Here is a 14413-nt window from a genome sequence, read left to right on the forward strand (position 1 = left end):
AATATATATCTATAACAATTAAGAAGCGTTGGCCCGAAACAGCCTCTTAGCAGCAAAGCGGAAGATCAAAATGTCCGACAGCATGACCCTAGCCAAGATCGCCACTGCCCCCAACGACTTGCGCCAGCGCTTTGCTGCCATCGTCGGTGCAGAACACGTAACCGATGATGAAACCACGCTGCGATTGTTGAGCGAGGACATCTGGGCGCGCGGCGATCATGTCGCCATGCTCTCGATCGCGCCTGCCAACACGGTGGAACTTGCCGCTCTGGTCGCGGCCGCAAATGAAGCTGGCGTCGATCTGGCCCCGCGTGGCGCTGGCATGAGCTATACCAGCAGCTACACCCCGGCCACCGCCAGCACGGTCATGCTGGACATGCGCCGCATGGATCGTGTGCTGCGCGTAAGCCCTGAAGACATGACCGTCACGGTCGAAGCCGGTTGCACCTGGCTGGCCCTCAACGAGGCGTTGAAACCCCACGGCCTGCGCACGCCGTTCTGGGGCCCGATGTCAGGCATTTATTCCACGATCGGCGGCGGGCTTTCCCAACTGAACGCCATGTTCGGTGCAGGGCATTATGGCACGTCAAGCGAGAGCGTGGTGGCCATCACCATGATTCTTGCTGATGGCCGCACCTTGCGCACCGGTGCGCGCGGCCCTGATGGCGATACCCCACATTACCGCCACTATGGCCCTGATCTTGCAGGCCTGTTCATGGGGGATTCGGGCACGCTGGGCATCAAGGCAGAGATCACCTTGCGCCTTATCCGCGCTCCTGCGTTTGAAGATTCGGTCTCGTTCTCGTTCAAGACGGGCGAGATCATGCTGGAAGCGCTGGCAGAAATGACACGCGCCGGTATTGCATCCGAGACTTGCGGATTCGATCCCGGACTTACCAAAGTACGCATGAAGCGCATGTCGATGGCTAGCGATGTAAAAACGCTGGGCAAAGTAATCGCCAAGGAAAAATCCATCGGCAAGGGGCTGTTGGCCGCTGCAAAGATCGCCATGGGCGGGCGCAACTTCATCCCTGACGAAGAATACCCGCTGCACATCACCGCCGAAGGCCGCTGCAAGGAAGCCGTCGCATCAGACATCGCCACTGCGCGCGAAATCGCCACGCGGTTCGAAGGTGCGGAGATTGAAAATACCATAGCCAAAGTTATCCGGGCTATGCCCTTCCCCGCACCAAACTCGATCCTCGGCCCCGAGGGTGAAAGCTGGGTACCGGTCCACGGCCAAGCCTCTCTTTCCACTGCCGCTGCGATGTTCACCGAAATCCGCACGTATTTCGATTCAATGCAGGAAACGTTCGATAAGCACGGCATCTTCAACGGCTTCCTGTTCTCTTCTCTATCCACCACGGCGTTGGTCATCGAACCGGTGTTTTTCTGGCCTGAAGGCTATCGCCCGGTGCATGAATCGATGATTGAACCGTCCCACCTCAAGAACCTCAAGCAATTGGGACCCAATGCCGCAGCCACTGCCGTTGTTACCGAAGCGCGCGAACACGTGAAGGTGATCTGCAAAAAATATGGTGCCGCACACTTCCAGATTGGTCGCGCCTACACCGCCTACCGCGAAAGCCGCGACGAGGCATTCAAGGACGTGCTCGATGCTGTGAAGGCAGTGGTCGACCCCAAAGGAATGTTCAATCCCGGCTGCCTCGGCTTCCCGATCACCAAGGCTGGAAACTGAAGTCATGGGAGGGCAGACCTATCGCGCGATCCGGCTTGAACGAATCGCGCCGTCGTTCCGCGAAGGGGCAAACATCGTCGAACTGCCTTTGGCGCAGCCCGGCCCCGGCGAAATCACCGTGCGCAACTTGCACTGCGGCGTCAACGCCATCTTCGACACGCAGGTCGCACGCAACGCGGTGGATTACGTAAAGATCGCGCTACCAACCTTCACCGGCGTCGAGGCTATCGGCACGGTCGAGGCAGTGGGCGAAGGCGTAACCGATTTTGCCGTCGGCGATGCTGCCGTAACCGTACGCTTCACCGGCGGCTATCGCGAGGCGAACACCGGCCCGACAGCGCAGTTCGCTCACGCACGCACAGCCTCGCGTCAATACCTCGCGCTCGCGTCCACAGGCGTATCGGCCCTCATTGCGCTCGAACAGATCGGCGAAGTCAAAGCAGGCGAAACGATCGCCATTTCCGCCGCTGCAGGTGGCCTTGGCCACTTCCTCGTCCAGCTTGCCGTGCTCAAGGGCTGCCGCGTCATCGGCGTTGCGGGTGGCGCAGAAAAGTGCGCTTTTGTTGCCTCCCTCGGCGCAGAACGCGTAATCGACTACCGTTCTGAAGATGTAGGCGCGGTGCTGGCTGCAGAATATCCCGGCGGGATTGATGTGGCTGTCGATACAGTCAGCGGCACCATCTTCGATGCCTTCCTTGCCAATATTGCCAACCACGGTCGGCTTGTTGTTGGCGGCGCGGCGGCAGACCTTGAAGGCAAACCCGAAATCGTCACTGGCCCGCGCATTGCCCACGCCATCTATTACAAAGGCGCATCCGTGCGCGGCTTCATGAACGGTCTGCTTGTACCCCACTGGGACGATGCGCGCACCCGATTGTTCAAGCTCTACGAAGAAGGCAAATTGCACGTCCAGTTCGACAGCCAACGCAATATCGGACTGGAAGGCATCTACGACGGTATCGAACGGCTGCTGTCGGGAAAGTCGATGGGCAAGGTCATCGTCGATATCGTGGACGGCGAGCAGGGAGAGTAACGCCGTTGCAGGTGCGTGAAGCCCCTCATCTGGCGACATGGCCAATGATCATTTCACCCAAAACCCTTTTTGAAAAGATCTGGGATACCCACCACGTGTCTCAGACCGCAGGCGGCGCGCATCTGATCGCGATCGACCGCGTGTTCCTGCACGAACGCACAGGCGCCGCAGCGCTGAAATCGCTTGCTGCCAGTGGTCGCCCGGTATGCGATCCCACGCGTGTCTTTGCAGTCATGGATCATATCGTCGATACCCGCCCGGGGCGCGGTGATGGTACACTGATGGAAGGCGGCAGCGCCTTCATTACCGAAACCCGCGCAGCCGCTAACGCTGCGGGCATTACGCTGTTCGATGTGAATGATCGCGATCAGGGCATCACCCACGTGATTTCCCCTGAACTTGGCATCGTTCTTCCCGGCGTCACGCTGGTCGCCCCCGACAGCCACACCTGCACGCAAGGCGCACTGGGCGCATTCGCATGGGGCATCGGGTCCAGCGAAGCCGAACATGCCATGGCCACGGGTGTCTTGCGGCTTGACCGTCCAAAGACCATGCGCGTCACGTTCACCGGCACGCTCGGGTTTGGCGTCACTCCCAAGGATATGGCACTGCATCTTCTTGCAACACATGGTGCCGGTGGTGGGGCTGGGCATGTGGTCGAGTTTGCCGGATCTGCCGTATCAGGGCTCGACATCGAAGGCCGCATGACCTTGTGCAATATGGCCACCGAATTTTCGGCCATGACCGCCATCATTGCACCCGATGAACAAACTTTTTCCTATCTGGCAGGTCGCCGCTATGCACCTGCCAAATTTGATGATCCCTATTGGGCCTTGCTGAAAACCGATGAAGGCGCAACATTCGACCGCGAAATCGTTATTGACGCCAGCACGATTGCCCCGATGGTCAGCTGGGGCACCAGCCCCGAACACAGCATGGCGATCAGCGCCACTATACCGCAAGGGCCGGATAGCGCCCACGCCTACATTGGCCTTCATCCAGGCACCTCCCTGCTTGGCACATCCATCGACGCGGCGTTCATTGGTTCATGCACCAACGCCCGCCTGTCGGACTTGCGCCGCGCCGCCGATTTGCTGCGTGGCCGCCACATCGCGCCGTCCATCCGCAAGGCACTTGTCGTGCCCGGCAGCTCTGCCGTAAAACGTGCGGCAGAGGCCGAAGGGCTGGACAAAGTGTTCATTGCCGCTGGTTTCGAATGGCGCGCCAGCGGTTGTTCGCTATGCTTCTTTGCTGGTGGTGAAAGCTTTCCTGAAGGCAGCCGCACAATCAGCAGCACCAACCGCAATTTCGAGGGTCGCCAAGGCCCGGGTATCCGAACGCACATCGCCAGCCCTGAAACGGTTGCCGCCAGTGCGATTGCCGGCGTGATTGCCGATCCGCGCGAAGTCGTATGATGACCCCGTTCACCACCCTTTGCTCTACAGCCGTGCCCTTGCTGCGCGATAATGTGGATACCGACACGATCATACCCAGCCGGGAAATGAAAAGCACTGGCCGTAACGGGCTTGCCGACGGGCTGTTTGCGCCATGGCGCTACACCGATGTTGCCGCACGCGTTCCGGACCCGGACTTCCCGCTCAACCAGCCAAAAGCACAGACCGGACAAATTCTCCTTGGCGGGGCAAACTTCGGTTGCGGGTCAAGCCGTGAACACGCCGTCTGGGCTCTGGCCGAATATGGCATCCGCTGCATAATCGCAGAAAGCTTCGCCCCGATTTTCCGTGCCAATTGCATCCGCAACGGCCTGCTCCCCATCACGCTTGACCGCAGTGTGGTGAATAGCTTTGGCTGGCAGACACTTGACGTCAGCCTCTTTGCACAAACCGTCACTGCGGCCGGAATAGTGCACGAATTTGCAATCGAGGACGAGCCACAGCTCATGTTGCTCGAAGGGCTCGACGCTATTGCCCTTACCCTCAAATCCCTCCCCGAAATCAGCGTCTGGACAACGAACGATCGCGCCCGCCGTCCATGGGTTTACACCGGATCACCTGCATGACTGAAATTCTAGTTTCCGAAGTGGGCCCGCGCGACGGGCTGCAATCGATCAAGGCCATCATGCCGCTTGCTGCCAAGAAGGCATGGATCGTTGCCGAAGCCGCAGCCGGGGTGCGCGAAATCGAAGTTGGCAGCTTCGTGCCGCCCAGCCTGTTGCCGCAGATGGCCGACACTGCAGAACTGGTCCGGTTCGCGCGCGACATCCCCGGCCTCAATGTCGTCGCTCTGGTCCCGAATGCCAAAGGCGCAGGTCGTGCGGTCGAAGCGGGCGTCCACGGCCTGTCCATACCCTTTTCGATGAGCGAGACCCATTCGATCCGAAACGTCCGCAAGGATCATCCCGCCATGCTCGCCGAAATCGCCGAGGCCGCGCGCATTGCCCGCGAAGCCGGTGCACACTTCGCGGTTGGCCTCGCCACTGCATTCGGCTGCACCATCGAAGGCTCCGTGCCCGAAGATCAGGTCGTCCGCCTGGCCACAGCCGCCGCCGAAGCAGGTGCGCTTGAATTCAGCCTGTCTGACACCACAGGCTATGCCGATCCGGCGCAAGTCCGCCGTCTTGTGCGCAAGGTCAAAGCTGCCGTCGGCGCGGAAATGCTTACCACTTTGCACCTCCACAACACGCGCGGCCTTGGACTTGCCAATGCGCTGGCTGGCCTGGAGGAAGGCATAACAACGCTTGATGCCTCGCTCGGCGGCCTTGGCGGTTGCCCGTTTGCACCCGGTGCTTCGGGCAATCTGGTCACCGAAGACCTCGTACTGATGCTCAATTCGATGGGGTTCAGCACCGGCATCGACCTCGAAAAGTTGCTCGAAGTGCGATCAATCCTGATCGAAGCCCTACCCGGTGAACCGCTCTACGGTTTCACTCCCGATGCAGGCCCGATGCTGGATTACAACGAAAGGATCGCGCGATGACCGCCACAAAAACGGATAGTCCCGCGCCCCTTGCAGGTATCCGCGTAGTGGAATTCACTCACATGGTGATGGGGCCGACTGTGGGTCACATCCTTGCCGGTCTTGGTGCCGAAGTGGTGCGTGTCGAACCCATCGGCGGCGATGCCACGCGCCGCCTGCTGGGGTCCGGGTCGGGCTATTTCCCGATGTACAATCGCGGCAAGCAATCGATCTGCCTTGATCTCAAATCCGCTGATGGCGTCGCCGTTGCGCGCGATCTGGCGGCTCGTGCCGATGTTCTGGTCGAAAACTTCCGCCCAGGCGCGCTCGACCGCCTCGGCCTGTCCTACGAAACCCTGTCAGCAACCAATCCCGGCCTAATCTATTGTTCAGAAAAAGGCTTTCTCCCAGGACCTTATGAAGAACGCACGGCGCTTGATGAAGTGGCACAAATGATGGGTGGGCTAGCCTATATGACCGGCCCTCCCGGCCGCCCGTTGCGCGCAGGCTCCAGCGTTGTTGATGTAACCGGTGGCATGTTCGGCGTTATCGGCATCCTTGCCGCCCTTGAAGAACGCCACCGTACTGCGCGTGGACAAAAGGTCATCGCCAGCCTGTTTGAAACCACTATCTATCTCGTCGGCCAGCATATGGCGCAATTTGCCGTTACCGGCAAAGCCGCCGCCCCGATGCCCGCACGCATCTCTGCTTGGGCGATCTATGATGTCTTCGAAACTGCGGACGAGCCCGTGTTCATCGGCGTGGTCAGCGATCCCTTATGGGCCAAATTCTGTGTGGCGTTCGCGCTGAATGATCTTTGGGCCGATGAAACCCTGCGCGCCAACAATGCGCGCGTCCTCGCCCGTGATCGCATCATGCCGCAAGTCCGCGCACTGATGGCCACGATGACGCGCGATCAGATCGTGGCCAAACTCGAAGGCACCGGCATGCCGTTCGCGCCTATTGGCCGCCCCGAAGACATGTTCGACGATCCCCAGCTTGCCGATGGCGGCCTTGAGGATGTGACACTGGAAGACGGCAAGGAAACCCGCCTGCCGACCATTCCCTTGCAAATGGATGGCAAACGCCCCGGTGCGCCGGTCACTCTGCCCAAGCCGGGTGCCGACAGCCGCACGGTGCTCGAAGCGCTCGGCTATGATTCCGCGCGCATCGAAGCGCTCGTTGGCGCTGGCGCTGTAGGAACCACCTGAACAAAGGAAACAGGGATGCACGAGGACAACGGGTTACAAGACGAATTCGCCGGAATTAGCCGCCGGACCGCCATGCTTGGCGCATTGGCAGCAGGCGCGGTTGCTACTTCCATCAACCCATCCTTTGCCGCTGAAGCCGCCATCGGCGATCCCGGTGCGCAAGGCATTCCTGCCGATCCCGCTGCCCGCGCCGCCATCGTGCGGCGTATGCGCTATCGCACCGATGCGGGCACCTTTATGTGGTGGTTTCGTGGCCGCACATATGCACAGCAGGGCGCAACGCTGATCCCGGTATGCGGGTTGCTGTTCGGCTCGATGATCAAGCTCAGCCCGCGGGCCGATGGCGGCTTTGATATGGTCCAGTACGAACTTGGCTTCCGTACCGATCTTGAAACTGGCAAGCGTCTGGACAAGCTGCGCAACCCTATCACTGGCGAAATGCTGGAAATCAAAGCCTTTCCAGTCGGCCCGACAAAGCTTGCCTATGCAGCAGACAATGTTCCTGTGGTTCCTGCCACGATTGGCGGATCGATGTTCACCTATGAACATAAACCGGAACTGTTCTGGACTGCGGGCGACATGCTGTTCATGCAGTATCAAGCCAGATCCAAGGTTGAGACGGCGGGTAAGCCCGATCGCATCATCAACGATGTTGGCATGATCTACGGCAAGCTGGCAGATGCGCTTAATCCGCGCGTCAAAAGCGCGCCCGCCTGGATTCAGGGGACAGACGTGACCGACTATGCTCGCTGGCTCAAAATGCCAGAAGGTAGCGGCACCCAAACCCTGCGTTCAATTGGCGCCAAGGTCCACCGTTATGCAGACATGCCCGCTGACTGGCGCGCTGCCGTGGCCGAGATCGACCCGAAAATGGCCGCAGATCCGATGGGAGTATTCAACCGCAATGAGGAAACCTACCGCGGCTGAGAGCCCAATACTGTTCCCATTCGCCGTTCTTGCCAAACAAATTCAATATTCAAACGCGGCGACGGGGATATTCAAGTTGCCAACAAAAAAGGGGCAGGTCGCAAGACCCGCCCCTTTTTCATGTCATTGCACCTGCAAGATCAGAACGGCTTGACCGTTCCCAGGAAGCAGATGCCCGAAATCGTGATCCAGTAAACATAGGCCATCAGACGGCCATAGAGGAATTCACGTTCAAGCGCGGCTTCTTCTGCCGGGTTCGGACCTTCTGCCAGACGGCGGAAACGCACCGTCCAAAGACGCATGATCCAGCGCAGTCCAAGGCCGATGCACAGCGTGAAGCCGTAAAGCGTGAGCTTGGTCGCATACCAGCGCGAACCCTCACTCGCTTCCAGCGGCCCGTGGCCCAGCAACGAAGAAATCCCGACCACGAAAATTGTCGGGATCAGCACCCAACGGATCTTTTCATCGAGCTTGGTCAGCATGATGCCGGTATCGGTTTCACGTTTGATGAACGCACCCCAGCATAGTGCCAACCAGCCGGCTACGAACACCCACATTGCTGTCAGAAAGTTGCCACCGTAAGGCTGCAAGCCATAGATATGGCCCATGTGCAGCCCCAGCGGCAACAACGTGATTATACCGGTGCGCGCGAGGATGTCGATGCGATAGGCGGTTTCCATGTGCCGCCTGCGCTCTTCCATCGAAAGCTTGCGATTGATGATGTTAAAGCTTGTCTGGAACACACCCCATTCACCGCCCAGCCAATAGACCATTGCGATAATGTGGACCCAGCGCAGTACCAGTACTTCTTCGATCAACGACTTTCCCCTTGCATGTGGAAGCCGCCACTAAGCCACTGCGCGTTAGCCTCTTGAAAGCCGCTCGACCCAGTCAGTGACTGGCGGATCGCGGTTTTCCACGGCCTCGACTTCCTGCTGGAAGCCGCGCATGACACGGGCAGTATACGCCCTCATGGCGATGCCTCGTTCCTCGCCGGCCATATTATCCGGCTTGAAGTTTTCGATGGCATCCCGGTTGATCGAACCTTGCGATTCCAGCAACCGTTCAACAGTATCAAGACGTTCTCGCGTAGCAGCCGGTTCGACCGTCAGCGATAACGCCAGCGAATAAAGCCGGTCGACTGCCATCTCGTCAAAGAAAGCTGGCCGTCCGCCTTTGGCGCGAGCGCCCGAACGCGCAATCCAGTCGATTTCCTGCGTCAAGCCGAAACCTCCTCTTTTGCAGCACTGGCAACTTGGGGTTTCCATGCCCCGTAAGCGTTCCAGATCGCCGCGCGTCCGTAATCCTCTTCTTCGCCATCGGATGACGCCGGGAACAGCGATTTGTCGGGAACTGCTCGCACACCGGTTACAAAATGCTGATCGATCGGAAAGCCGGCCTCTTCCATCGCTTGCTTGAGGTCTACCCCATGCATAGCCGGGCCATATTGCGGCTGTTCCACATGCAGCAGCAATCCACCTGCTTTCAACACACGACGGCATTCGGACTGACACAACGCAGAAAGATGCGGCTTGATTTGTATCGACTATAGAACAATTTTAAGATCAAACGTCGAGGAAAGTCCGAATGGCTGCTGCCGTTGGTACAGGATCGTCCTGCACCGGGAAGCCGCCCGATTGCTCAAGCACAATCGTCCGATGATTGCGCAAGGCGCCCTTGGCAATCGGACGAAAAGGCGGAAAGAACGTGTCGCGTCCGCCATAGATCAGCAGAACAGGTGCCGAAATCCGACCGAGAAGTACGCTAAAATCCGTTAATCCCACGCCGCGCTCCTGTGGTCTGATCCAGCGCCCGGCGGCCTTCCTGCTCGCATTCTGCTCGGCCGCGATGCGTACCGCATCACGCAATCCAAAGACCTTGCGCAGCACATCCGGCCCACTTGGCAAAGGATCGCCCGCTGCGCTGAACATGCCCGCGCGCACCTGATCGGCTTCCTTGGCAATGATCTCGGGCCAGGTGCGACCCTTGCCCAGAGCGCATGACGGCAGCACCAGCTTGCGCACGCGTTCCGGCATCGCCGCCGCCAGTGCCACAGCCACGCAACCACCCAGAGACATTCCGCCAAAGTCGGCTTGCCCGATCCCCAGTTCCTGCAATGCGCCGGCAAGCAGACCCGCAGTTTCCTGAACGCTCTGGACCTGCGGCGGCGCGCCATCCCATCGCGAAAGCCCATGCCCCGGCAAGTCAAATGCGATCACGCGCCGGTCGCTGCCAAGGATTCGCGCCACATCGCGCCAATCGTCGCTCCACCCGCCCAGCATATGCAGCAATACCAACGGCGGCAGCGCACCTTGTTTGCCAATGGAGCGCCAATGCAACACCCCGCCAGCACGGCGCACATCGCCCGACGCATCCCACATTCCCGCAGCGACAATACTGGCCGCGCGCAATGGTTCGGCCGACAGGACACCTGCCGCCAGCATTGCTCCGCCTATCTGACGCCTGTTCATCATGTGAAGCATCCTGGCACACCACCCTTGCAGCCTACAGGGGATACTTTCACTATCCACCAGACGGCAAAAAGCCGGTAGAGCGCACTGTGTGGCCATTCACGGGCTAGCCTTGTCGCTCACGTTTTCAGAGGCTTGTTTGCCATGCGCAAGATGATCACCGCGCTCGTCGCCTGCTGTTCGCTGCTCGCCCTTGACCCGCCGAGCGCCCGCAGCGCATCCAACCATACCGACAAGCTGATGTTTCATGTCAGCCCAACCCGTGAAGGCTGGAACGCCGCTGAATATGTGCTGTCACCTGATGCGGTAGCAAGCGCAGCCTTCGGCCAGATATGGCAATCGCCAGTGTTCGATTCCGCAGGTTCCGCTCCTCCGCGCCTTTTTGCCTCGCCGCTTTATCTCGGCGCACTCGACTTCCGGTCCGGCCCGCTGGCACGCCAGACCGCTCCAGTCGTCTATGCCGTCGCTTCCACAGGTTATGCCTATGCCGTGCTTGCGTCTGGGCGCGGCGATCTGTCCGCTGGGTCCGTTCTCTGGCGACGCAAGCTTACGCCCAGGCCTTGCCAAAACGGAGAAATGGGCAACCTTTCCACCCCCGTGATCGACCGCAAGGCGGGCCGAATCTATGTTACGTCCTGTCACGATAACTGGGCTTGGAATGTTCACGCGCTTGATCTGCGTACCGGTGACGAACTGCCGGGCTGGCCTTTGGAAATCAGCCACCGCACCGTACCTGCCAACGTCAACCGCAATGGTGCCACCCGGTTCGAACCGGGGCAGGTCTATCTCCAACGCGGCGCGCTGAATCTATCGGCGGACGGGGGGCGTCTTTATGTTGCGTTCGGACCAGACATGCAGGGCTTTCTCGTGTCGGTCGATACCAGGAAAGCCCGTCTTTCCAGCGCCTTTTCCTCCATGCCGCGCAGCGATATGCAACAAGGCGGGATGTGGGGCTCCAGCGGCCCGGCCATCGACGCGCAGGGCCGGATCTACATCACCACGGGGGCCAGCTTCGCCTCGGCCCTGGAAAAGCGCGGAATCCCCGGGGTATTCCCTGAATCAGACCATGCGTGGGGCCAGTCGATCCTGCAGTTTGCCGATGATCGCAAAAAGGGTCTGCGCCTGACGGGCACATATTCTCCATTCAACTATTGCCAGACCGCCGCGGCAGATATCGATATTGCCTCGGGCGGCGCGGTCGTGATCGACATTGACTCCCATGCGACCGGCACTCCGCAACTGCTGGCACAAGGCGCGGGGAAACAAGGTGTAGCGTACCTTCTGAACCGCAACCGATTGCCGGGCGGCACCACGCGCCGACATGCCTGCAGCACCGATTCCGAAACCGATGGTTCGCTGCTCGCTCCCATGCAGCAACCGGAACTGGGCAAGCGCGGCCCGGTGGTGGTTTTTGGTCCCTATTCCGACAGTATAGGCATGGTCAATTCTGCCAAAAGCCGTAGTACGGCAGCCCATTTTGGCGCTGCTGATGGTGGGCACTATCTATATTTTTCAGGAAGTTCCAAGACTGGCCCGGATTTTTCCGCCAATATACCGCCGAGCCTCGTCCGATTAAAAATCGTTACGCGTCCAGGCCAGCCCGCCTATCTCGTCCGCGATGCCGAGGAGATGACGGTGACGTTGCAGAACCCCGGATCGCCGGTAATCTCTAGCAGTGGCAGGAATGGCGGCATAGTCTGGGTACTGGACAGCAATGTGCCGCGCAGTGCCAATGTCTATCTGCCGGAAACACGCGGCGCAAAACTCTATGCTTTTGATGCAATTACATTAAAACTCATCTGGCACAGTGCAGAAGCGCTCCATCCGTCGGGAAAGTACAATGAACCGGCGGTGGTCGACGGGATGGTCCTGGTGGGGACCGACCGGTTGCAGGCGTTTGGCATGCGTCAGTCAGGAACGCCGCAATTTGCCGCCGTAACTACAACGAAATCTGCTGTGTCCGCAGGCTTTGCGCTATTTCAGGCACGTTGCGCCAGTTGTCACGCTCAGACCGGAACCGGCGCTCCCGACCGGCAGACATTGAAACAGATGGAGCAGGCGCGGGTGATCGAAGCAATGACCAGCGGCAAGATGCAGGCGCTGGCGGAGGGCCTTGCACCAGCGGAAATCAATGAAATAGCGCGGTATTTGCACACCTCATGAACGACGCCCGGTTGCAATCAGGCGACATTTGGGCAGCCTGATGCCACAAACCAGGAACGGAATACGCCTTCACTCTCGGGGCCAAAGCGGAACGGCCCGCCGCGCGCGGCAGCGCTGGTTGCCTGATAACCGATCTGCACATCGTTGAACCCTGAGGCTTCAAACAGAGCGCGATAGTCCGCCGTCAAGGCACCGCGCCAGTTAGGCTCGTTGTTGAACTGCGCTTCCAATTCGCCCGAAAGCTCTACCCACGGGTCCGAATTGTCATGCAACAACGGCACTTCAAGGTGAACCGCCAATCCGCCGGGACGCAGCAGGCGACGGCTTTCGGCAATAATCGCCATGGTAGCCGCCTGCGAAGTCTCATGGAACATCACACAACTGAATACGAGATCGAAGCTGGCGTCTTCGAAGTCGGTCGATTCCGCGCTCTGCTGCGAAAAATGCACTGCTGCGCCGAGATGTTCGGCCCGCGCATGGGCATAACGCAGCATTGATGCGCCAACATCAATGCCATAAACTTCGGCCTGCGGAAAACATGTCGCAGCAGGCACGGTGCTGGTGCCGATGCCGCAACCCATATCCAGTATGCGCGCAGGCCTGAAATCGGGGAAGCGGGTCAGGACGTGGGCCATTGCGGTCTGCCCCCGCAGATCGTTAAGCATGCCGCCGTTTCTGCCCAGCATATAGACCGCGCCGCCGCGATCCATAACTGCCCCCTGAAGGATCGAACCATCGTCGTGCGCATTGCCACCAGGCATCAGGTGGATATCGCCCCGCACGATATATGCCGGTGCCACAAAATCGGGGTTGATGCGGACTGAACCTTTTGGTTCGGGAATATCGGCAAGTGTTTCAAGTGCTTCTGCCTGCCGCTCCACGCTGCGCGCTACGCCATGCCAAAGCTGTCGCTGCGATTCGCGTTTCAGTGCCAGCCACGAGCCAAAGCTTTCGTGCGTGGCCATGCGCTTGCGTAAGACGGAAGTGCTGTTGGTTTCCACCTTTTCCATCAATTTGACTTCCTGCTGGGCAATCTGGCCCTGCACAGGTTCTATCTGCTGCATCACATAGAGCTTCAAATCGCGCACGAAGAGTTGTTCGGCCAGTTCATCATGACTGGGCACGGCGATCAGCGGATGCGCAAGACTGGCGCGATTGTCAGACGATTGCGAGCTCATGCAGCTTCTCCGCTGGGGGTAATGGATGCAAGTTCGGCCAAAGCTGCTTCGCGCAAAGGGCGAAACACCTTGTCAACCGTAGCACGGCGTTGCCGCTCGCGCGCCGCTTCGGCTTCGGCATCGGGTTCAAACCCGTCGACTGCACCTGGGGCCAAAACACCCGAGGCTTCAAGCAAACGTTCGGCCGCATCAAGCCGCGCACGCAAAATCGTTACTTCGGAGGTTAGACCAACGACCATGGCGAGCAATTGTTCATCCATCGCTCGCGCGCCATCTATCGGGTCGAGACGATGGGGCGTGCGGGGAAGTGGTAAGCGCGACATGGTTGAATTCCTGATCTCAAGTGCGCACCGAAGCAGCGGCTTGACGCACAGCGGCGACAATACGCGGATATGTGCCGCAACGGCAGATATTGGTGATCTGTTCGCGGATTGTCTCTTCGGTGGGATCGGGATCACGCGCCAACAACGCGGCCACCGCCATGATCATCCCCGGCTGGCAATAGCCGCACTGCGGCACCTGCGCCGCGATCCACGCCTGCTGGACCGGGTGCAAAGCTTTGGCCTGTGCAGGGCTGAGCGCCTCAATGGTAACAACCTTGCCGGTGCCGAGGTCCGACAGCGCGACCTGACAACTGCGCACAGCTTCTCCATCCAGATGTACCGTGCAAGCTCCGCAAGCTCCCACGCCACAGCCAAATTTTGTACCGGTAAGACCCAGCTCTTCGCGTAATGCCCATAACAGCGGCGTATCTGGATCGGCCGAAACATCGCGCTGCTGGCCGTTGACGGTGATTGTTGCCATAGCGTTGTCCT

The 14413-nt window shown here is 59.5% G+C and carries 15 protein-coding genes; 8 read left to right on the forward strand and 7 right to left on the reverse strand.

What is annotated here, in order from left to right; genetic code table 11:
* The first annotated feature begins 70 nt into the window (after positions 1-70).
* Genes IP81_RS14115 through IP81_RS14145 form a run of 7 tightly spaced genes read left to right on the forward strand, consistent with a single transcriptional unit; the run spans position 71 to position 7786 of the window.
* Positions 71-1699 (forward strand): FAD-binding oxidoreductase, encoded by a 1629-nt coding sequence (locus IP81_RS14115; RefSeq protein WP_054108651.1) that lies wholly within the window; start codon positions 71-73, stop codon positions 1697-1699.
* 4 nt (positions 1700-1703) lie between these two features.
* A complete protein-coding gene (locus IP81_RS14120; RefSeq protein WP_054108652.1) occupies positions 1704-2732 on the forward strand; it encodes a zinc-binding dehydrogenase in 1029 nt (342 codons plus the stop codon).
* Positions 2733-2776: 44 nt separating this feature from the next.
* Entirely contained in the window at positions 2777-4147 is a 1371-nt protein-coding gene (locus IP81_RS14125; RefSeq protein WP_054108653.1) for a 3-isopropylmalate dehydratase large subunit, read from the forward strand.
* Complete coding sequence (gene leuD, locus IP81_RS14130; protein ID WP_231626813.1) at positions 4144-4752, forward strand: 3-isopropylmalate dehydratase small subunit; 609 nt, start codon at positions 4144-4146, stop codon at positions 4750-4752. The genes IP81_RS14125 and leuD overlap by 4 nt, the downstream gene beginning before the upstream one ends.
* Entirely contained in the window at positions 4749-5669 is a 921-nt protein-coding gene (locus IP81_RS14135) for a hydroxymethylglutaryl-CoA lyase (RefSeq protein WP_054108655.1), read from the forward strand. The genes leuD and IP81_RS14135 overlap by 4 nt, the downstream gene beginning before the upstream one ends.
* Positions 5666-6859, forward strand: a complete 1194-nt coding sequence (locus IP81_RS14140; RefSeq protein WP_054108656.1) for a CaiB/BaiF CoA-transferase family protein — start codon at positions 5666-5668, stop codon at positions 6857-6859. Before IP81_RS14135 ends, IP81_RS14140 begins: the two co-directional genes overlap by 4 nt.
* A 15-nt stretch (positions 6860-6874) precedes the next feature.
* Positions 6875-7786 (forward strand): DUF1838 family protein, encoded by a 912-nt coding sequence (locus tag IP81_RS14145; protein WP_082356175.1) that lies wholly within the window; start codon positions 6875-6877, stop codon positions 7784-7786.
* A 140-nt stretch (positions 7787-7926) separates the two neighbouring features.
* On the opposite strand, the gene IP81_RS14150 is transcribed toward IP81_RS14145, so the two are convergent.
* From IP81_RS14150 to IP81_RS14165, 4 genes are all read right to left on the reverse strand, one after another.
* Positions 7927-8604 (reverse strand): hypothetical protein, encoded by a 678-nt coding sequence (locus IP81_RS14150; protein ID WP_197274642.1) that lies wholly within the window; start codon positions 8602-8604, stop codon positions 7927-7929.
* Positions 8605-8649: 45 nt separating this feature from the next.
* Entirely contained in the window at positions 8650-9009 is a 360-nt protein-coding gene (locus IP81_RS14155) for a hypothetical protein (protein ID WP_054108658.1), read from the reverse strand.
* A complete protein-coding gene (locus IP81_RS14160) occupies positions 9006-9278 on the reverse strand; it encodes a hypothetical protein (protein WP_197274643.1) in 273 nt (90 codons plus the stop codon). Before IP81_RS14160 ends, IP81_RS14155 begins: the two co-directional genes overlap by 4 nt.
* A 73-nt stretch (positions 9279-9351) precedes the next feature.
* Positions 9352-10260: an alpha/beta fold hydrolase gene (locus tag IP81_RS14165; RefSeq protein WP_197274644.1), complete on the reverse strand. Its 909-nt coding sequence runs from the start codon at positions 10258-10260 to the stop codon at positions 9352-9354.
* A 141-nt stretch (positions 10261-10401) separates the two neighbouring features.
* On the opposite strand from IP81_RS14165, the gene IP81_RS14170 reads away from it, so the two are divergent.
* Positions 10402-12420 carry a c-type cytochrome gene (locus tag IP81_RS14170; protein WP_054108661.1) on the forward strand — a complete coding sequence of 673 codons (2019 nt, stop codon included), beginning with the start codon at positions 10402-10404 and terminating at the stop codon, positions 12418-12420.
* A 17-nt stretch (positions 12421-12437) separates the two neighbouring features.
* On the opposite strand, the gene IP81_RS14175 is transcribed toward IP81_RS14170, so the two are convergent.
* From IP81_RS14175 to IP81_RS14185, 3 genes are read right to left on the reverse strand one after another with little or no spacing between them, the layout of a single operon-like run.
* Positions 12438-13598, reverse strand: a complete 1161-nt coding sequence (locus IP81_RS14175) for a class I SAM-dependent methyltransferase (RefSeq protein ID WP_054108662.1) — start codon at positions 13596-13598, stop codon at positions 12438-12440.
* Positions 13595-13921 (reverse strand): hypothetical protein, encoded by a 327-nt coding sequence (locus tag IP81_RS14180; RefSeq protein ID WP_157573235.1) that lies wholly within the window; start codon positions 13919-13921, stop codon positions 13595-13597. The genes IP81_RS14175 and IP81_RS14180 overlap by 4 nt, the downstream gene beginning before the upstream one ends.
* A gap of 16 nt (positions 13922-13937) precedes the next feature.
* Positions 13938-14402, reverse strand: a complete 465-nt coding sequence (locus IP81_RS14185) for a (2Fe-2S)-binding protein (RefSeq protein ID WP_054108664.1) — start codon at positions 14400-14402, stop codon at positions 13938-13940.
* Positions 14403-14413 lie beyond the last annotated feature (11 nt).

It is taken from the genome of Novosphingobium sp. AAP83, assembly GCF_001295795.1.
Classification (GTDB): Bacteria; Pseudomonadota; Alphaproteobacteria; order Sphingomonadales; family Sphingomonadaceae; genus Novosphingobium.